Origin of the sequence: Yersinia bercovieri ATCC 43970, from assembly GCF_013282745.1 — a bacterium.
Taxonomy (GTDB): Bacteria; Pseudomonadota; Gammaproteobacteria; order Enterobacterales; family Enterobacteriaceae; genus Yersinia; species Yersinia bercovieri.
Window position 1 is genome coordinate 1,796,734 of the sequence record NZ_CP054044.1, and the last position, 19,519, is coordinate 1,816,252.

Genomic DNA, 19,519 nt, shown 5'->3' on the forward strand with positions numbered 1-19,519 from the left:
TTGAATTCAGCCACTAATTGTATAAATCATGTTTAGGTGTCGAGTAAACATCACCCCCACCGATTTTTATTCCCAAAATAGCGGCAACTTTTTTGCTTATGAGCTCAATATCAAATGCTGCCGCTGATACGGGACTGAAATCAATAATGGAGCGCTGGGAGGCATTGGCCTCCGGGACGCACTCATCCCGGTGAATCATCCCTAACAATTGATCGCCTAAGCGTTGCTCGAAGAATTGCGAGACATCCTGGCTAATTTGGCGACGATTATCACTTTGGTTGACCACGAAATAGGTGCCCAATTTGTTGTCCAGAGGTGCACCAGTGAGCTTACCTTTCTCGACTTGAGGTAATAGTGATAAGGATGCGGTATCTGCCAGCATCACAACCAAATGCATATCGGCAATTCCCTGCATCGTTTTTAATGCCGGACTTGGGCCGGGTGGAAAATCTGCAATGACCACTAATCCGGGGTAATTCAGAACTGAATGTAGCCCGCGCTGTAAAAAATGCGGATCAGAAATTAATTTGTGTTCAAATGCCAGCCGTTTATCTTCGTCAACATCACCATAAGGCAACACAAAGGTATTAGTACCCGCCTTAAGAATAAATTGACTCCAGTCAGATGCATGGTCTGATTCAGAGACATAACCACGTTCATCGGATAACGGCACACCAAAATGTAAACGTAGAGCATTTTGTACATCAAAATCAATTACTAAGACTTTACTGCCACTACGAGCCAGTGAATGTGCCAAATTGGCTGCAAAAGTTGTTTTACCTACACCACCTTTCGGTGAACATATACAAACTAACGGCATAAGGCGATGCTCTCTAACAGAGATTGTAAAGGAATATCTCGTGAGGACTTGGCAAAAATAATCTGGTGCGATTGAGGCCCCTTTGGCGAGAAAATATGTTTAAATTCAGTATTATTACCTGAATCTAACTTATCAAATGATGAGGATAAAATTTGTGTGGTTGGTTTGAGTTCAGCAAGAGGCGATGTGACTGTTGAATGCTCTGAATGTGACTCCGGCGCGGGTGTTGTCGGCGTAGGTGGCGCAGGGAAAAGCGACTCTATTATGGCAGGTCGCGCTACTGTTCTGGGATTCTGTAAAAAATCACTATTTATCTGCCGCGTTCCACTCATTTTTTTTAACGCGTCAGGCTCGGCAAACTCAGCGGCTGAAATAGGTTGAGGTGTCGGCTGTGTCGTCCGACCATTTTCTAGCAGTGAATTACTCTCTTGCGATGACATCTGTTTTATTAATGCCCATGTAGATCCACTTTTTTTAGCTTCACCTTCAGATATTTCTTTATAATTAATGTCTTGCATGTCTATTTTATCTTTAAACTGCTTAATATCATCATATTTATTCATCAGTACGCACCAGTTTTGATACAAGACGTTTAAAATAAATCCGGCATTAGACTATGTTGTGGATTTTCTCGGTAAAAATCTCATACAAGCAATAATAGTTCTATAGCTTTATGATTATATTCTGATTAATCCACTGTAATACCCTAAATATAGGTCAATATCGCAAATTGTGTTTAGCACGACGTCGGATAAAGCGGATTATCATTTTTTCGGCAGGTTATCATCTTACAGTCAGCATTAGCCTTTGAATAGCTCGTTATATACTACGGCACTATACGACTAAATGAGCTTTGGCATATACGGTAGGGAGATAATCTTGATGCGAAATGGAGCCAGAATCCCGAAGGGGTGAGTCCTGCTGGCAGGGCGAATAATCGAACGGCGTTCGATGGAGAGTCCAAATGCCAGAAAGCAAAAAACCAGCTATTAAGCTGGTTTCTTTAAATATGGTGCCCGGACTCGGACAACCCGCGAGCGGTGTTGAACGTCGCTTGCGACGGCCCCGAAGGGGTGAGTCCTGCTGGCAGGGCGAATAATCGAACGGCGTTCGATGGAGAGTCCAAATGCCAGAAAGCAAAAAACCAGCTGTTAAGCTGGTTTCTTTAAATAGTGGTGCCCGGACTCGGAATCGAACCAAGGACACGGGGATTTTCAATCCCCTGCTCTACCGACTGAGCTATCCGGGCAACGGGGCGCATTAAACCGTATTGGCCGCTGATCGTCAACGAATTTATAGCTTAAAACCGTTAAAACTGTGCTGATCGCTCTCTTTTCAGACAAGAATTGATGAAATCCACCTAGATTGCCATCAAATTCTGTTTTGAGCCGCTAGCTCAGTGCACCATTTTTACGGCATTGCGCGACATCCAATACATCTTCCGCCAACTGTTTAGCAACTTCAACATCCTGTAGCTGGCGCTTAACTAGCAGCTTGCTTAGGCAACCTTCCAGAATCAGCTCCATCTGTTGTGCGACCATGCTCGCATCATCGGCATCCATCTCGCGCAATAGCTCTTGTGTATAGTGCAATGATGCTTGCTTTTGTTGTTCTGCCAACTGGTGGATCGGATGTTCGTCATTGGGATAGAAACTGCACGCCGCAATAAACAGGCAGCCGGGGTAGCGCTGATTTTGCACTTGTTCACTGAGCGTTTGGTAGCGCGCCAAGAGCTTTTGCTTCGGCGATAAGGTTTCGTCTAACTGCAACTGACGCCGCCAGGTATCTATCTGCTGGCCATGGTAGCGCAGGCAGTCATACAGTAATGCCTCGCGATCGGGCCAAAAACGGGTCAGGTCACTGATTTCGAGCGAGACCTCTTTTGCCAGCATCTCCAGAGTGGTATTTGCCAGTCCTTGTTGCTCTAACAGATTGAGCGCACTGCTTAATACTTGTTCACGTTGCACGTTGCTCTCCTCCACTTTGTCTCTGGCAAGTGTGGTTTACCGCACTCTATTGCGCAATGTAGTTTATCGCGCAACGGGTTCAACACGATAGGCCACTCAACCTGGGGTAGCTCTCTCTACCTGCTGACTCCGTACCTTATCACTACTGTGGCGTGATTTGGTTAACTCTTTCGTGGCTTATTGCTAGCACTCTAAATGTGATGCCATTTTCAGCAGGCCATAGTCTGTGAAGCAGTCCGCATTATATTGTGCATCTGCCTATGAACCATTCACTAATAACTTATTATTCCTGTTCTTTTGCCCGATGGTTTATTGGAACGTGGTTTCTATAATGATTATCGTGAATTGTAGCGATATCGAATCGTACAGAAACAGGCGCAAGATTAAGCAACGAAATGCTTGCCATGTGCGCTGGCAACCTGAATTGCATAACGTCCTGCATCGAGCCTTCGTTCAGACCGGGCGTTCTATCATAAGGATCGAAAATGAGTCTCCCAAATTATCCTAATCAGTTCCGCCGCAACCTACAGCAGGGGCAAACCCTTATCGGCTGTTGGAGTGCGCTGGCAAATCATATTTCAGCTGAAGTGCTGGGTCTGGCGGGTTTCGACTGGTTGGTATTGGACGGTGAACATGCCCCGAACGATGTCACGACATTTATTCCGCAGCTTATGGCGCTGAAAGGCAGCAACAGTGCCCCCGTGGTGCGCGCACCCTGCAATGAACCGATTATTATCAAGCGGCTATTGGATATCGGTTTCTACAACTTCCTGATTCCTTTCGTTGAGAGTGAAGAGGAGGCTACCCGTGCAGTGGCTTCAACCCGCTATCCGCCAGCGGGCATACGTGGCGTTTCCGTCTCTCACCGGGGCAATAATTACGGCACCGTGCCGGACTACTTCGCCACCATCAACGACAACATTACCGTGCTGGTGCAAATCGAAAGTCAGCTAGGGGTCGACAATCTGGATGCTATCGCCGCTGTCGAGGGGGTGGATGGCATATTTGTCGGGCCGGGGGATCTCTCAGCTGCGCTGGGCTATTTGGGGCAACCCAACCATCCCGAAGTACAAAAAGTGATTCGCCATATTTTTGACCGCGCAAAAGCGCAGGGCAAACCGAGCGGCATTCTGGCGCCAGTTGATGCCGATGCCCGCCGTTATCTGGAGTGGGGGGCAACCTTTGTGGCGGTCGGCAGTGATTTGGGTATCTTCCGCAGTGCAACTCAGGCGCTGTGCGACAAATTTAAAAAATAGTGTTGGGTCTGTTTCAAACATTCAGCGCTGCCGTATTGACAGCCTTGCGACTTAAATTGAGGAGTAATAAATGAAAATCGGCTTTATTGGTTTAGGAATTATGGGAAAGCCAATGAGTAAAAATCTGCTGAAAGCAGGCTACTCATTAATTGTCCTTGATCGGAATGCTGCGGCACTGGATGAGCTGCTTAGTGCAGGGGCAACTGCGGCGGCGACGCCAAAAGCGCTGGCGGCAGAGTGTGACATTATCATCACCATGCTACCTAACTCACCCCATGTAAAAGAGGTTGTCTTGGGTGAGAACGGCGTGATTGAAGGTGCCAGACCGGGTGCTGTGTTGATTGATATGAGTTCGATTGCCCCTTTGGTCAGCCGTGAAATTAGCGAAGCACTGGCAGTAAAACAGGTGGCCATGTTAGATGCGCCGGTTAGTGGTGGCGAACCTAAAGCCATTGATAGCACCTTGTCAGTGATGGTCGGTGGCGATAAAGCGGTGTTCGACAACTGCTTCGATATCATGAAAGCGATGGGCGGCTCAGTGGTGCATACCGGTGATATTGGTGCCGGTAATGTGACCAAACTGGCGAATCAAGTGGTGGTGGCGCTGAATATCGCGGCAATGTCTGAAGCGCTGGTCTTGGCGACCAAGGCGGGGGTGAATCCCGATCTGGTCTTCCAGGCGATTCGCGGTGGGTTGGCGGGCAGCACTGTACTGGAAGCCAAAGCGCCGATGGTAATGGATCGCAACTTCAAACCGGGTTTTCGTATTGATTTACATATCAAAGATCTGGCAAATGCCCTCGACACCTCTCACGGTGTAGGTGCGCAATTGCCATTGACGGCGGCGGTCATGGAGATGATGCAGGCATTGAAAGCGGATGGGTTGGGCAACGCCGACCACAGTGCGTTGGCCTGCTATTACGAGAAATTGGCCAAAGTTGAAGTGACACGTTAATCAGTGGTGCCGGCACTTGCGGTGCCGGCTATTGGGTAGCAAAGCTATACTGATAAGCATCCCGAAGTCCAAAACGGCTGGTTGATAAAGTCTGAGCCTGCGTGACGTCGGATAGCTCATGAGATTGAATCATTTATGAAAATAGTCATCGCCCCGGACTCTTATAAAGAAAGTTTATCCGCGCTAGAGGTTGCGGTGCAGATTGAAGCGGGTTTTCGCACCCAGTTTCCTGACGCGCAATATATCAAGTTGCCAGTTGCTGATGGTGGCGAAGGCACGGTTGAAGCGATGGTCGCGGCGACGGCCGGTAGGATTATCAAGGTTGATGTGACCGGCCCGTTAGGTGATAACGTCGATGCTTTTTATGGTATCTCCGGTGATGAGCAGTGCGCATTTATTGAAATGGCTGCCGCCAGCGGGCTAGAACTGGTGCCACTGGCGCAGCGCAATCCACTGAAAACCACCTCCTATGGCACGGGTGAACTGATTCTTCATGCGCTGAATCAGGGGGTGAAACATATCATCATCGGTATCGGTGGCAGTGCCACCAATGATGGCGGCGCAGGTATGGTGCAGGCACTTGGGGTTAAGCTGCTGAATAAGCAGGGCCAACAGCTAGGTTTTGGGGGGGGGAACTGGCTGAACTGGATGTGATTGATACTACCGCCCTCGACCCGCGGATTCAGCAGTGTCAAATCGATGTTGCCTGTGATGTCACCAATCCGCTGACGGGCAGTGAAGGGGCCTCGGCTGTTTTTGGGCCACAGAAAGGCGCGACAGCTGACATGATCACCTCGTTGGATGAGGGGCTGTTGCACTACGCCGGTGTGATTAAACGTTATTTGGATATTGACGTTGATCAGGTCGAAGGGGCGGGGGCTGCGGGTGGGTTAGGTGCGGGGCTGCTCGCATTTTGTGGGGCGAGCTTGAGTCCTGGCATCGATATTGTGACGGATGCCCTAGGTCTGGACGCGCTGGTTCGCGACGCAACTTTTGTGATTACCGGCGAGGGGCGTATCGACAGCCAAACCATTCACGGCAAGGTGCCCGTTGGGGTCGCCAGAGTTGCCAAGCGCTATAACAAACCGGTGATTGGTATTGCCGGTAGTCTGACCGACGATGTCGATGTGGTGTACGAGCATGGCCTGGATGCGGTATTTAGTGTGATCTACACTATTTGCACCCTAGAGCAGGCGCTGGATAGTGCCGCTGATAATGTGTTCAGGGCCGCGCGGAACATTGCCGCGACACTGGCGATTGGCATGGCAGCGGGCAAAGACTAATTTTCTGTCGAGCAGGGCTGACGATCGATTGGCCCTGACCGCCGGATAGCTCAACATTTTCCCGCAACACCTCACCTGCATTCGCCATTTTTGTGACCCTCACCGCAACTCTCTCTCTTTGTGATGCAAGTTGGGCATTTGTCCAATGTAATCCCCCATCAGACCTCATATGCTAATGCATCAGCCCAAACTGAGGCCCTCTTATGAGTGTATATAATCTTGATCCCCGGCTAGCCCAGGAGATAGTTACCCGTACCATGAAGATCATTGATACCAATATTAATGTGATGGATGGTAAAGGGAGAATCATTGGCAGCGGCGATGAAGAGCGCCTCGGTGAGCTGCATGAAGGGGCGCTATTGTCGCTCTCTCATGGTCGGATCGTCGATATTGATGACGCTGTTGCCCGCCAACTACATGGCGTCAGGCCGGGGATCAACCTGCCGCTGCGCCTCGAGGGTGAGATAGTCGGCGTGATTGGTTTGACCGGTAATCCGGGCCAATTGCGCCAATATGGCGAACTGGTGTGTATGGCCGCAGAAATGATGATGGAGCAGGCGCGATTAGTGCATTTGCTGGCGCAAGATAGCCGCCTGCGTGAAGAGCTGGTACTCAACCTAATTCGTACTGAAGAGATATCACCCGCGCTGATTGAATGGGCGCAGCGCCTTGGGGTCGATATTAATGAGCCGCGCGTGGTGGCGGTGGTGGATGTGGACAGCGGCCAGTTGAGTGTCGATAGCGCAATGTCAGAACTGCAGGAGCTACAAACGCTACTGACGACGCCGGAGCGCAACAACCTGATTGCGATTGTGTCCCTGACCGAAATGGTGGTGCTGAAACCGGCGCTGAACAGCCATGGCCGCTGGGATGCCATCGACCACCGGCGGCGGATGGAGTCGTTGCTCTCTCGCATGACGGAACGAGGCCGCCTGCGGGTGCGGCTCTCATTGGGGAACTTCTTTACCGGCCCCGGCAGCATTGCCCGCTCATACCGCACTGCCCGCACCACAATGGCGGTGGGCAAACAGCGGCTGCCGGAGCAGCGCAGCTACTACTATCAGGATCTGGTGTTGCCAGTTCTGCTAGACAGTTTGCGCGGCGGCTGGCAAGCCAATGAGTTGGCCCTGCCGTTAGCCAAATTGCGGGCCATGGACAGTAATGGCCTGCTGCGCCGCACCCTGGCCTGCTGGTTTCGCCACAACGTGCAACCCACTGCCACGGCAAAAGCGCTGTTTATTCACCGCAACACCCTGGAGTATCGGCTGAATCGTATTTCGGAGCTGACGGGGCTGGATTTGGCGAATTTCGACGATCGCCTATTGCTGTATGTGGCCTTGCAGTTGGGTGAGCAAGAGTAGTGGCGTGAAGAGCGGCAAAATGGGGGCAAAAAATGGCCGGATGAGTGACCCGGCCAGCTGGCGATGCGGAAAGTGTTAGGTCACAGGCGCTGGGTTAAACACCGCCAAGGCATTGCGCAGCCCCCATTGATCTGACCAGGTGCGTTTGCGGTCGCTGGCAATATCCAGAATTAATTCAAATAATTGCTGACCGACCTCTTCGATTGTTGCATCACCGGTAGCAATGGTTCCGGCATCAATATCCATCAAATCATGCCAGCGATTGGCCAGATCGGTGCGTGTTGCCATTTTGATCACCGGCACCGCGGCTAAACCATATGGTGTGCCGCGCCCGGTGGTAAACACCTGCACAGTAATGCCAGACGCCAGTTGCTGTGTGCCGCAGACGAAATCACTGGCGGGTGTGGCAGCAAAGATCAATCCACGTTGAGTTGGGCGTTGGCCCGGCGAGAGCACTTCCGCAATGGCGCTGCGGCCCGATTTGGCAATTGAACCCAATGCTTTTTCAACCACGTTAGCCAGCCCGCCCTTTTTGTTACCCGGCGAAGGGTTGGCGCTACGGTCAGTTTTACCGGTTTCGAGATAGTCGTCGTACCATTTCATCTCTTCGAGCAGCCTTCTACCCACCTCTTCGTTAACGGCGCGTGGTGTTAGCAAGTGGATGGCATCGCGGACTTCGGTCACTTCCGAGAACATGACGGTTGCCCCGCAGCGCACCAGCAAGTCAGAGGCGTAGCCTACCGCGGGGTTAGCGGTCACACCGGAAAAAGCATCGCTGCCGCCACACTGCATACCTACCACCAGATCAGAGGCCGGGCAGGTTTCGCGCTGACGCAGGTTCAGGCGTTGCAGGTGCTTTTCAGCCAGTTGCAGGATGTCATCAACCATGGAGCGGAAGCCAACGTGTTTCTCATCCTGTAGGCGCACAATATTACTCTCATCCAGTGAGATAACCTGCACATCCGGCGTCCCTTCCAATAGGCGCTCAGGTTGCAGTTTTTCACAGCCCAGGCCCACCACCATCACTTCGCCGCCAAAATTGGGGTTGAGTGCCAGATTGTGAATGGTACGAATTGGCACCACGGCCGCCGGTGCATTGATTGCCACGCCACAGCCATAGAGGTGATTTAGCGCCACCACGCCGTCGACATTCGGGTATTTCGGCAGTAGTGTGCGCTCAATAATATTGACTACATAGTCCACTACGCCCGCCACGCAATGTACGCTGGTGGTAATGGCGAGCAGGTTTTTGGTGCCGACACTGCCGTCTGCATTGCGGTAGCCCTCGAAGGTATAACCTTCCAGTGGCGGCAGCGGCGCGGGGACGGCGGTGGCAAGGGGCAAGCTTTCCAGCGCCGGTGCGGCGGGTAACTCGACCAGTGATTCATCTATCCAGCCACCACGGGCAATATCACGCACTGCCAAACCAATCACCTCAGCATAGCGAATAATCGCCCCACCTTTAGGGATATCAACCAAGGCGACTTTATGGCCCTGCGGGACATGCTCAATCAGTTCGAGACCACATTTAAACCGGGTGCCAGCACAAAGCCCATGGTTATTCACCACAATGGCAACGTTATCCGCGTCCTGGACTTTAATATAAAGCGGGGTGTCTACCGGACTATGACCAATGCTCATAATATTATCCTTATAATATTTATCTCGATAACATAACTGTTACTATTCTAAATGCCGCATTTTTCTTATTTTTATTCCATCAAGATGTTTTCAATTCTAGCCGTTTGATATCACCGACAATAAATAAGTAACAGAACATCGCCATAATGGCAGAGCAACCCACAAAGATTAATGCTGCATTAAAGGAGTGTAACTCTTTAACCAAGTAGCCGATAACCAAAGGTGTGACGATGGAAGCAACATTACCAAATACGTTAAACATCCCCCCACACAGGCCGACAATCTCTTTAGGTGCGGTATCGGCAATCACCGGCCAACCTAAGGCCCCGAAACCTTTACCGAAGAAGGCTAATGCCATCAATGCCACAACCACGAAATCGCTGTCGACGTAGTTACACAGAATAATACTTGATGCCAATAACATGCCTAATACGATCGGCACTTTACGTGCAAAAGTCAGTGAATGGCCGCGTTTAATCAGTGAGTCTGAGAATACGCCGCCTAATACACCACCGGCAAATCCACATAAGGCGGGAATTGATGCAACCATCCCCACTTTTAGAATAGACATCCCTTTATCTTGCACCAGATAAATAGGGAACCACGTCAGGAAGAACCAGGTGATAGTATTAATGAAGTATTGCCCAAAGAATACGCCCAACATCATACGACTAGATAACAGTTGTTTCATGTAATCTAATTTAGGGCCACTCTTATGGCCATCTGGCTTTTTGTGATCCATATCAACAACGGCACCGCCTTGTTTTATGTATTCAAGCTCAGAAGCAGACATATCAGGGTGATCGGTTGGGTTATGAATAAACTTAACCCAAGCAATGGTTAATACAAAACCTAACCCACCCATGACGGTAAATACATGCTGCCAGCCCCAGGCAAAGGTTAAATAACCTAGCAGTGGAGAGAATATCGCCAGCGAGAAGTATTGTGCGGAGTTAAATATTGCTGATGCGGTGCCCCTCTCTTTCGTCGGGAACCAGGCCGCAACAATTCTGGCATTAGCCGGGAAGGAGGGAGCCTCAGAAAAACCCAACATAAAGCGCATGATAAACATGGAGATAGCAGCATAGGCTATCGGGAACATGTCAACAAAGCCTTGCGTAAAGGTGAAGAGTGACCAGAAGAATAAACTGTAGGTGTAGACCCGTTTGGAGCCGTAGCGGTCTAGCAGCCAGCCACCGGGTATTTGCATCAATAGGTAAGCCCAACCGAATGCAGAGAAAATATACCCCATGGCAACTGCATCTAATTGTAGCTCTTTTGCCACTTCAGTGCCCGCAATCGATAATGTTGCCCGGTCAGCATAGTTAATTGCAGTCACAATAAAGATAATTAATAATATTATATATCGGACGTGGGTCCGTTTTTCAGGTACAGCGGCTTCCAGACTCATTTTTATACCCTCTATAAATCATTTTTAAGGTTGCCGCATTTAAATTCGTTATGAATAAGATGCAATAACCTATTTTTTATTTGGTGTTATATAACTGCAAAATTTAACTCGCAAAAATGTCTTCGTTAGCGCTGTAGACATTATATGGATAATGGCAATCAATCGCATTGTGCATCGGCCCAAAAAAATGCGGGTAAATTATTTAATTGTTGTGTGGCTGTACAGCTCAATGGGGTTAACATCACAATTAATCTTGATTTAAATAAAATGCCGTTGAATTCTGAAATTAATGTGATCTGGATCGCTATTTAAGCGTGGGTGATTAAGAGAATAATTAATTTATCAATTCGCATTAAGCCAATCAATTCTCTTTATAATGGTGGGTTAGTGGGTTAATTCCCTGTTTGAATGTTTTTCTCCCCAATTTAATACTTTTTCACTCTGTGCATTTGCCCGGTTAATTAGACAAAAATATCGGCAATAGCACGATTCTTTTGCATTAAAAATTAATTGTAATAACACAATATCATAGCCACTATGTTTGTATGGTTAATGAATTGATAGAGTTGTGACGAGTTGTTGCAAATAATAACTATTTATCCAGCAATGGCATGACTTCTGGGAAGAAATAAGATGAATCCATTTATTGTTGCTGACGCCGAAAGCTGTATTGGTTGTCGGAGTTGTGAAGTTGCTTGTGTGGTGGCGCATCATGAGGGCAAATTCCCCGAGAAGCCGGAATACTTCACACCACGGCTTAAGGTATTTAAAGGCCAGCAACTCTTTAATAACAGAGTCAGTGCGACGGCGGTCTTTTGTCATCACTGTGAAGATGCCCCCTGTGCCAGCACTTGCCCCAATGGGGCCATTGTTGAGATAAATAACAGCGTTCAGGTTATTCAGGAAAAATGTATTGGCTGTAAAACCTGCATCATCGCCTGTCCATTTGGCATGATGATGGTGGTGACTGAGACTGTCCAGCCTGCCAGCCATCGTCTGGCCGATGCTTATTTGCGCACAGAAGCGCAGAAATGCGATCTCTGTGTTGACCAGCCGGATGGCCCAGCCTGCATCAAAACGTGCCCCACTCAGGCGCTGACACTGGTCGATCAGCACTATCTGCTGAACCAACAGCGGTTAAAACATCAGCGCGCGGCACTGAATGAGCACAATGGCCGCCTATTTAGCAGCGCCACTTCTGCCGCTGTGACTCACACTTTCAGCCCGCTAAGCAAAAATATCCGCGATGTCGCCCCAGTCAACTTGTTGCAGCGGCCACGCACCCCACGGCAGGAGCCGAAAAAGATCCCCCTGGCGGAGCGCAAAAGCAGCTTTGCTGAAATCTATCTGCCGTTCACCGACGGTCAGATCAATGAGCAGGCTGAGCGCTGCCTGAATTGTGGCGATAAAACTATCTGCCAGTGGAGTTGCCCGCTGCATAATGCGATTCCAAAATGGATCGCCTTGGCTCATCAGGGGCGGATTCACGAAGCGGCAGAGTTATCCCATCAAACCAGTAGCTTGCCGGAGATTTGTGGCCGCGTATGCCCGCAAGATCGCCTGTGTGAGCAGGCCTGCACACTGAATGATCACGACGGGGCGGTCACCATTGGCCAGATTGAGCGGCATATCACGGAGAGCGCACTGGCAACAGGCTGGCGGCCCGATATGTCGCAGGTTAAACCGACAGGTAAGCGGGTGGCGATTATTGGTGCCGGGCCGGCGGGCTTAGGCTGCGCGGATATTCTGGTGCGCAATGGCATCACGCCTGTGGTGTTTGATCGCTATCCCGAAATTGGCGGCTTACTGACCTTTGGTATCCCGGCGTTCAAATTGGAAAAAGGGGTGATGAGCCGTCGACGCGAGATCTTCAGCGAGATGGGCGTCGAGTTTTGCCTGAATACCGAAATTGGCCGCGATATCACCATGGAGAGTCTGCTCAGTGATTTTGATGCGCTTTTTCTTGGCGTCGGCACCTACCATTCGATGCGCTCTGGATTGGAAAACGAAGATGCTTCAGGGGTTTACGATGCATTGCCATTTCTGATTGGTAATACCCAACATCTGATGGGCTATTCCGCCAGCAGCGCTCACCCTTATGTCAGTATGGAGAACCAGCGGGTGGTGGTGTTAGGTGGCGGCGATACGGCGATGGATTGTGTGCGCACCTCGCTGCGCCATCGAGCTGCTCATGTCATTTGTGCCTATCGTCGCGATGAAAAGAGCATGCCCGGCTCCAAACGCGAGGTCAAAAATGCGCGCGAGGAGGGGGCGGAATTTATGTTCAATCTCCAGCCGCAACGGATTGAAGTGGATGATCAGGGGCAGGTGACGGGCATCAAAATGGTGCGAACCGAAATGGGGCAGGCTGATGCCAAAGGGCGGCGGCAAGCCCAGCCAATCGCCGGTTCTGAACATATCGTGCCTGCCGATGCGGTGGTTATGGCATTTGGTTTCAGCCCGCATCGTATGTCGTGGTTGGCCGAACACAATGTCGTGCTGGATAAACAGGGGCGAGTGGTGGCACCGACCATCTCCGGTTACCCCTATCAAACCAGCAATCCCAAGATCTTCGCCGGTGGTGATATCGTGCGCGGCGCTGACCTGATAGTGACCGCGATTGCTGAGGGGCGCAAAGCGGCCGAGAGCATCGCTTATTACCTTAATGTTTTGTAGTCACTAAGCCGAATGAAGTTACTGCCGCTGGTTTTTTAAATGCTGCAAGAACTCAGCAGCATCCATAAAGCCGGTCACTCTGGCAGCAGTCACCTCGTTCCCCTGTGCATCGAAAAACAGGATGGTGGGGAGGCCCAACACATTCAGTTTTTTCAACATCGCCGCATGTTCGGCGCTGTTAGCCGTCACATCGGCTTGAATTAGCAGGGTATCGGCTAACTGGCGCTGTACCTGTTCATCACTGAAGGTATATTTTTCAAACTCTTTGCAGGCGACGCACCAGTCGGCGTACAGATCCAGCATCACCGGCTTGCCCTGTGCCTGGGCCAGTGCGGCTTGCAACTGCGGTAAGTTGGCGACGGGCTTAAACGCCAAATGGGTAATCTCATTTGGCGATCTGTGGTCGTTAAAGGCCCAATCCTGTAGCGGACGGGCGGCGATTAGCAGCGCTGCCAGCAGTAATAGCTGGCAAGCCCGCGCCCAACCAGAGTGCGCTTTCAGGCTAAGGACAAAGGCCCAGCCGAAGAAGGCGACGGCCAGTAGGCTCCATAAGCGCAAGCCCCAAACATCCCCCAGCACCCTTTCGAGTAAGAAGACCGGCAGTGCCAGGATCACGAAACCGAAAGCTTCTTTGACATACTGCATCCACGGGCCGCTGCGGGGGATCAGCTTGTTGCCGAACAGTGTCACAATCACCAGCGGAATACCCATCCCCAATGCATACAAATATAGCGTGCCGCCACCGGCCAGCATATTCCCGCTTTGTGCGATATACAGCAGGATGGCGCTAAGCGGGGCGGTAGTGCATGGCGAGCAGATCAGGCCCGCCAGTGCGCCCATTGCAAAAACACCCGCCAGTGAACCGCCGCGTTGGCTGCTGCTCCACTGTACCAGGCGGGTTTGCAGTGACGAGGGCAGTTGCAGCGAATAGAGGCCAAACATCGATAACGCCAGCAGCACGAACAGCGCCGATAACCCAATCAACACATAGGGGTGCTGTAGCGCGGCTTGAAACTGTAACCCTGCCGCGGCGACTACCAAGCCGAGCAAGGTGTAGGTCAGCGCCATCCCTTGCACATAGATCACCGCCAACAGCAATATCCGCCGCTGACTGTGGGGCTTCTCACGGCCAAGAATGATGGCTGAAATCAGGGGGTACATCGGCAACACGCAGGGGGTAAAGGCGATGCCGATACCAATCAACAGCGCCCACAATGGCGAGAAGGGCAATTCAGCCGGGGCCGGAGCCACATCATTTGTAGCAGGTGCAGTGGCTGCAGTCGCGGGGGCAGGGGTTGCTCCGGCGAGCACCGCTGCCAGCGGCACGACTCGTGTTTCCGGCGGATAGCAGAAGCCTGCTTCGGCGCAGCCCTGATAGGTTACGCTAACGCTCGCGCCATCACCCGCCTGTGTAATGGGGATTTTCAGTGTTAACTGCTGCTTGAAAATCGCCACTTCACCATAGAATTCATCATGATGCGCGATGCCTTCCGGCAGGGCGAAAGCGCCAAGAGTGGCGTTTTGCGGCACAATTTTAATTTGCTGGCGATACAGATAGTAGTCGGGGTGAATCTGCCAACTCAGTGTGAGTTGGTCGCCCTGCTGGCGAAAATCAAAGGCAAATGCTTGATCTACCGGAATAAATCGGCTCTGGCTGCTTTTTTGGCCGAAAGCGGCATTTTCACCAAACAGTGAAGCCTGTGCGCTGTGCGGCGCGAGTAAAATGCTGCACAGCAGCAGAATCAGAGTAAGGAAGCGTTGAGCCATGACAGGTAATCTTTATCTCCGTCCCGTACCGGTAACACCAGCAGTTCCGGCGTTTGGTAGGGGTGATGCTGTTTGATAAAACTGAGAAGTGCATGTTGATGAGCCACATTGCTTTTGAACAATAGCTGGACTTCATACTCTTGCTGGAGCTTGCCTTCCCAGTAGTAAATCGAGGTCGCACCTGGCAACAATGTCGCACAGGCAGCCAGTTTTTCACCCAGAACCTGCGCGGCTAAATCTTGTGCGCTGGCTTCATCAGGGGCGGTGCACAATACCACAATTGCATCACAAATAATTGCATCACAATCAGACATCTTAACCTCGTGGGTTGTGTGACTTAGATGAAGAAGTGAACACTATAGCGCGAGCAGGGGCTGGTCAGAAGATGATTTATGTCACGATGGGATAGGGCGGAGAAAACAGGGCGCATGACGCGCCCCATTGATAGTTGACAAATTACAGAACCAAACCGCCCATCACGAAGCCGAAACAGACGGCCAGTGCTACCCCGATGGTGCCTGGGATGAAGAACGGATGGTTAAACACGAAGCGACCAATGCGGGTGGTGCCGGTGTCATCCATTTGTACTGCGGCGACCAGTGTTGGGTAGGTCGGTAGAATGAACAGACCAGAAACCGCAGCGAAAGATGCAATGGCTGCCAGTGGTGAAACGTTCAGCGCCATTGCCATTGGCATCAATGCCTTGGCAGTTGCCGCCTGGGAGTAAAGCAGTGCTGAACAGAAGAAGAAGATAACCGCCAGCAACCATGAGTGAGCTTGAATCAAGCTACCCGCAGTCTCTTTAATCCACTCCAGATTGTGCTGCACAAAGGTATCACCCAACCAGGCTACACCCAGGATACAGATACAGGCACTCATACCGGCTTTGAAAGTACTGGAGTTCAGGATTGAATCAGTATCAACCGAGCAGACCAGCGTGGTGATAGTCGCCACACTCAGCATGATGATCAGGATAGCATTGGTGGTGTTCATCAGCGGTGTTGCCACCAGACCGACACTTGGACTGTTGATGATGGCATAAGCCACAACACACAATACGCCCGCCAGGAACAGCAGCACAGAGGTTTTAGCCCGTGGTTTGATCACTTTTACTGTATCGCCACGTAGCGTCACCAGGCCCTCTTCCAAACGTTTCAGATAGATAGGGTCATCTGACAGTTTGGAGTTAAAGCATAAGGAGATGATAAGTGACATCACCAGCACGGCACACAGGGTGGATGGAATGACGATCATCAGCAGATGTAAGTAGCTGACGCCGTGGCCTTCCATGACTGAAGACATATAGACTACTGCCGCAGAAATTGGTGATGCGGTGATGGCGATTTGCGCGGAAACTACGGCGGTAGAGAGTGGACGGCAAGGTTTGATGCCTTGTTCTTTCGCCACTTCTGCAATCACCGGTAGAGCGGATAGAGAGATGTTACCTGTCCCTGCAAAGATGGTCAGAAAATAGGTGACCACCGGTGCAAGGATAGTGATGTGTTTTGGGTTCTTGCGCAGTAACTTTTCAGTTTGCTGCACCAGATAGTCCATGCCGCCTGCGACCTGCATTGCAGAGATTGCAGCAATAACCGCCATAATGATTGAAATAACGTCAAAGGGAATGCTGCCGGGTTTGACGCCAATAATCGCCAATACCAGAACACCAATCCCACCCGCAAAGCCGATACCGATACCACCTAACCTGGCCCCTAAAAAAATGGCCAGCAGAACGATGACTAATTCTACGGCTATCATAGTGTTTACTCCTTGATCCAAATGAAAAATTAAAGTTAAAAAATTGTGTTTGCCAGAAAGTAAAAAGGCACGCTGTCCAGAGGAGCATGCGTGCCTTATCGGGCTACCGGATGATTATTTTATTGTTCATTTTCATCGGTATAACGTTTCGCTTTATAGGCCGGGTGCATCAGATTCTCAACAGAGAAAATGTCGTCCAGCTCGGCTTCAGTTAATAAGCCGCGTTCCAGAACCACTTCCCGTACATTTTTACCGGTTTCCGCACAGATTTTGCCCACAATGTCACCGTTATGGTGGCCAATGAATGGGTTGAGATAGGTGACGATACCGATGGAGTTAAAGACGTAACGCTCGCAAACCTCTTTGTTGGCAGTAATGCCGTTAATGCATTTTTCCAACAGGTTGTAACAAGCATTTGTCAGGATATGGATGGACTCAAACATTGCCTGGCCAATCACTGGCTCCATGACGTTCAACTGGAGCTGACCTGCTTCGGCCGCCATAGTAATGCAAGTGTCGTTACCGATCACCTTAAAACAGACCTGGTTAACCACTTCTGGAATCACCGGATTCACTTTAGCTGGCATGATTGAAGAGCCGGCCTGCAACTCTGGCAGGTTGATCTCATTCAAACCAGTACGTGGACCTGATGACAGCAGACGTAAGTCATTACAGATTTTTGACATCTTAACGGCCAGACGTTTCAGGGCGCTATGCACCATCACATAAGCACCGCAGTCGGAGGTCGCTTCAATCAAATCCTCTGCTGGAATACATGGCAAGCCACTGATTTCAGAAAGTTTTTTGATTGCCAGTTCGGAGTAACCCTCTGGGGTATTTAGCGCAGTACCGATAGCGGTAGCACCTAGGTTAACTTCCAGTAGCAACTCTGCAGTGCGTTGCAGGTTTTTAGTCTCTTCGTTCAGCAGCACCTGGAAAGCACGGAACTCCTGACCCAGCGTCATTGGTACAGCATCCTGTAACTGGGTGCGCCCCATTTTCAGAATTTTCTCGAATTCTTTGGATTTTCTACCGAAACCTTCGCCTAATTCATTGATCGCGTCGATCAACTTCATAATGGAGGCGTAGACCGCAATGCGGAAGCCGGTTGGGTAGGCATCGTTGGTGGACTGACATTTGTTCAGATGGTCGTTAGGGTTAAGGTATTGATACTCCCCCTTCTGGTGACCCATCAGTTCCAGACCAATATTGGCCAGAACTTCGTTGGTATTCATGTTTAAAGAGGTACCGGCGCCGCCTTGGAACACGTCTACCGGGAACTGATCCATACACTTCCCTTTATCCAGAACTTCGTCACATGCCTGAATAATAATGTCAGCAATCTTACGAGGGATAGTGTGCAGCTCTTTGTTCGCCATTGCCGCCGCTTTTTTAACCATAACCATGCCGCGAACAAATTCTGGAACATCACTGATTTTGCTGTTACTGATATAGAAGTTTTCAATCGCACGCAGGGTATGAACACCGTAGTAAGCCTCTGCGGGGACTTCTCGTGTACCTAACAGGTCTTCTTCAATACGAATGTTATTTGACATGAGAACCTTCTCTAATGTGCTGTCTTGTTTTGTATTTGTTAACTAAATTATACCGCCGTGGACGCAATATGATGCCGTGTTGCACCTTTCATGCGGAAAGATTAACCATTCATCTTATTGCTGACAGGATCATATGCTGCCTAATAATAAAAAGCCTTGAACTAGGATCACTATATGGTCGTAATTAATTGAGATGATCTGATATCTGTGATTTCACTCACAGTTAGACTAATTAGTAATAAAAGTATCTCCTCAGCTTGAAAAGCTTGTCAACCACCACCACTTCATTGAGGTCAACCCAGATTGAAGGGGGAGCTGACGCCTAAATCCGTAACTAAGGGGAAATAAGGGCGAGTCAGCACCAGTTGGGTTAAGGTTTTCATGGTATCTGTCAGGCAGGGTTACCTGATGAGGGGTACTGAATGATTGGAATAAGGAGAACGCGGTGCGTTGGTTACCGTTAGCGCTGATATTTTTATTGGCATACATAGAAATATCGATATTTATCAAGGTCGCAGCTGTGCTGGGTGTCTTAGTGACCCTGCTGCTAGTGATCCTTAGCTCCTGCGTGGGGATATCTCTGGTGCGCAACCAAGGGATCAAAACCTTTATGCAGATGCAGCAAAAACTGGCTGCCGGTGAAAGCCCCGCAGCAGAAATGGTTAAGAGTGTTTCGCTGATTTTAGCTGGCTTCTTGTTACTGATCCCCGGCTTCTTCACCGACTTCCTCGGCTTGCTGCTACTGTTACCACCGATTCAAAAATCGTTGACGCTAAAGTTGATGCCACATCTGAACATTTATCGTGGCGGCGGTTTTGGTACAGGCAGCGGCCCAATGGGGGGCGGAAATACCTTTGACGGCGAGTTTCAGCGTAAAGCCGATGATCGCTACATTGTAGAGCACCGTCCGGATGAGGATGATAAATCTACAGATAATCGTTTTAAAGATGATAGGTAAGCCGTAGTTCCTTGCTAATGGCTTGTTTATTAATCATAAGTTTATAATGTCAATGACAGGTTTTTCTTTGGGTAAGGGTGATGAAGTGGATAAAACAACCCACTTTCAGG

14 protein-coding genes, 1 tRNA gene and 1 pseudogene are annotated in these 19,519 nt (G+C 50.1%); 6 read left to right on the forward strand and 10 right to left on the reverse strand.

Annotated features, from left to right (window positions below; genetic code table 11):
* Positions 1–13: 13 nt before the first annotated feature.
* The 4 genes from bcsQ to HRK25_RS08085 form a co-directional block, all read right to left on the reverse strand.
* Positions 14–820 (reverse strand): cellulose biosynthesis protein BcsQ, encoded by an 807-nt coding sequence (bcsQ, locus tag HRK25_RS08070; RefSeq protein WP_032898359.1) that lies wholly within the window; start codon positions 818–820, stop codon positions 14–16.
* Positions 811–1,383 (reverse strand): cellulose biosynthesis protein BcsO, encoded by a 573-nt coding sequence (bcsO, locus tag HRK25_RS08075; protein ID WP_005276642.1) that lies wholly within the window; start codon positions 1,381–1,383, stop codon positions 811–813. Before bcsO ends, bcsQ begins: the two co-directional genes overlap by 10 nt.
* Positions 1,384–1,993: 610 nt before the next feature.
* Positions 1,994–2,069 (reverse strand) — tRNA-Phe (locus tag HRK25_RS08080).
* Positions 2,070–2,211: 142 nt separating this feature from the next.
* Positions 2,212–2,787 (reverse strand): transcriptional regulator, encoded by a 576-nt coding sequence (locus HRK25_RS08085; protein WP_032898203.1) that lies wholly within the window; start codon positions 2,785–2,787, stop codon positions 2,212–2,214.
* A gap of 485 nt (positions 2,788–3,272) precedes the next feature.
* On the opposite strand from HRK25_RS08085, the gene garL reads away from it, so the two are divergent.
* From garL to HRK25_RS08105, 4 genes and pseudogenes are all read left to right on the forward strand, one after another.
* A complete protein-coding gene (gene garL / locus HRK25_RS08090; RefSeq protein ID WP_005275858.1) occupies positions 3,273–4,043 on the forward strand; it encodes a 2-dehydro-3-deoxyglucarate aldolase in 771 nt (256 codons plus the stop codon).
* A gap of 70 nt (positions 4,044–4,113) precedes the next feature.
* Positions 4,114–4,998 carry a 2-hydroxy-3-oxopropionate reductase gene (garR, locus tag HRK25_RS08095; RefSeq protein ID WP_005275855.1) on the forward strand — a complete coding sequence of 295 codons (885 nt, stop codon included), beginning with the start codon at positions 4,114–4,116 and terminating at the stop codon, positions 4,996–4,998.
* A gap of 135 nt (positions 4,999–5,133) precedes the next feature.
* Positions 5,134–6,281, forward strand: a pseudogene (locus HRK25_RS08100) (glycerate kinase).
* A 203-nt stretch (positions 6,282–6,484) separates the two neighbouring features.
* On the forward strand, positions 6,485–7,642 hold the full coding sequence (locus HRK25_RS08105) for a CdaR family transcriptional regulator (RefSeq protein ID WP_032898202.1): 1,158 nt from the start codon (positions 6,485–6,487) through the stop codon (positions 7,640–7,642).
* Between the two features lie 75 nt (positions 7,643–7,717).
* On the opposite strand, the gene garD is transcribed toward HRK25_RS08105, so the two are convergent.
* Together garD and HRK25_RS08115 are read right to left on the reverse strand one after the other, a co-directional pair.
* Complete coding sequence (garD, locus tag HRK25_RS08110) at positions 7,718–9,283, reverse strand: galactarate dehydratase (RefSeq protein WP_005275845.1); 1,566 nt, start codon at positions 9,281–9,283, stop codon at positions 7,718–7,720.
* A 79-nt stretch (positions 9,284–9,362) separates the two neighbouring features.
* On the reverse strand, positions 9,363–10,694 hold the full coding sequence (locus tag HRK25_RS08115) for an MFS transporter (protein ID WP_005275841.1): 1,332 nt from the start codon (positions 10,692–10,694) through the stop codon (positions 9,363–9,365).
* A 633-nt stretch (positions 10,695–11,327) separates the two neighbouring features.
* Here HRK25_RS08115 and aegA point away from each other — a divergent pair.
* Positions 11,328–13,370 carry a formate-dependent uric acid utilization protein AegA gene (gene aegA, locus HRK25_RS08120; RefSeq protein WP_005275836.1) on the forward strand — a complete coding sequence of 681 codons (2,043 nt, stop codon included), beginning with the start codon at positions 11,328–11,330 and terminating at the stop codon, positions 13,368–13,370.
* An 18-nt stretch (positions 13,371–13,388) separates the two neighbouring features.
* On the opposite strand, the gene HRK25_RS08125 is transcribed toward aegA, so the two are convergent.
* From HRK25_RS08125 to aspA, 4 genes are all read right to left on the reverse strand, one after another.
* On the reverse strand, positions 13,389–15,137 hold the full coding sequence (locus tag HRK25_RS08125) for a protein-disulfide reductase DsbD (protein ID WP_005275832.1): 1,749 nt from the start codon (positions 15,135–15,137) through the stop codon (positions 13,389–13,391).
* The gene (cutA, locus tag HRK25_RS08130; protein WP_032898201.1) at positions 15,113–15,451 is read right to left on the reverse strand and encodes a divalent cation tolerance protein CutA; all 339 of its coding nucleotides are present in this window, start codon (positions 15,449–15,451) and stop codon (positions 15,113–15,115) included. Before cutA ends, HRK25_RS08125 begins: the two co-directional genes overlap by 25 nt.
* Positions 15,452–15,593: 142 nt before the next feature.
* The gene (locus HRK25_RS08135) at positions 15,594–16,895 is read right to left on the reverse strand and encodes an anaerobic C4-dicarboxylate transporter (protein WP_005275827.1); all 1,302 of its coding nucleotides are present in this window, start codon (positions 16,893–16,895) and stop codon (positions 15,594–15,596) included.
* 119 nt (positions 16,896–17,014) lie between these two features.
* Positions 17,015–18,451, reverse strand: coding sequence for an aspartate ammonia-lyase (gene aspA / locus HRK25_RS08140; RefSeq protein WP_004873951.1), 1,437 nt, complete (start codon positions 18,449–18,451; stop codon positions 17,015–17,017).
* 445 nt (positions 18,452–18,896) lie between these two features.
* Between aspA and HRK25_RS08145 the strand changes: the two genes are divergently transcribed.
* The gene (locus tag HRK25_RS08145) at positions 18,897–19,409 is read left to right on the forward strand and encodes an FxsA family protein (RefSeq protein ID WP_005275824.1); all 513 of its coding nucleotides are present in this window, start codon (positions 18,897–18,899) and stop codon (positions 19,407–19,409) included.
* The last annotated feature ends 110 nt before the right edge of the window (positions 19,410–19,519 follow it).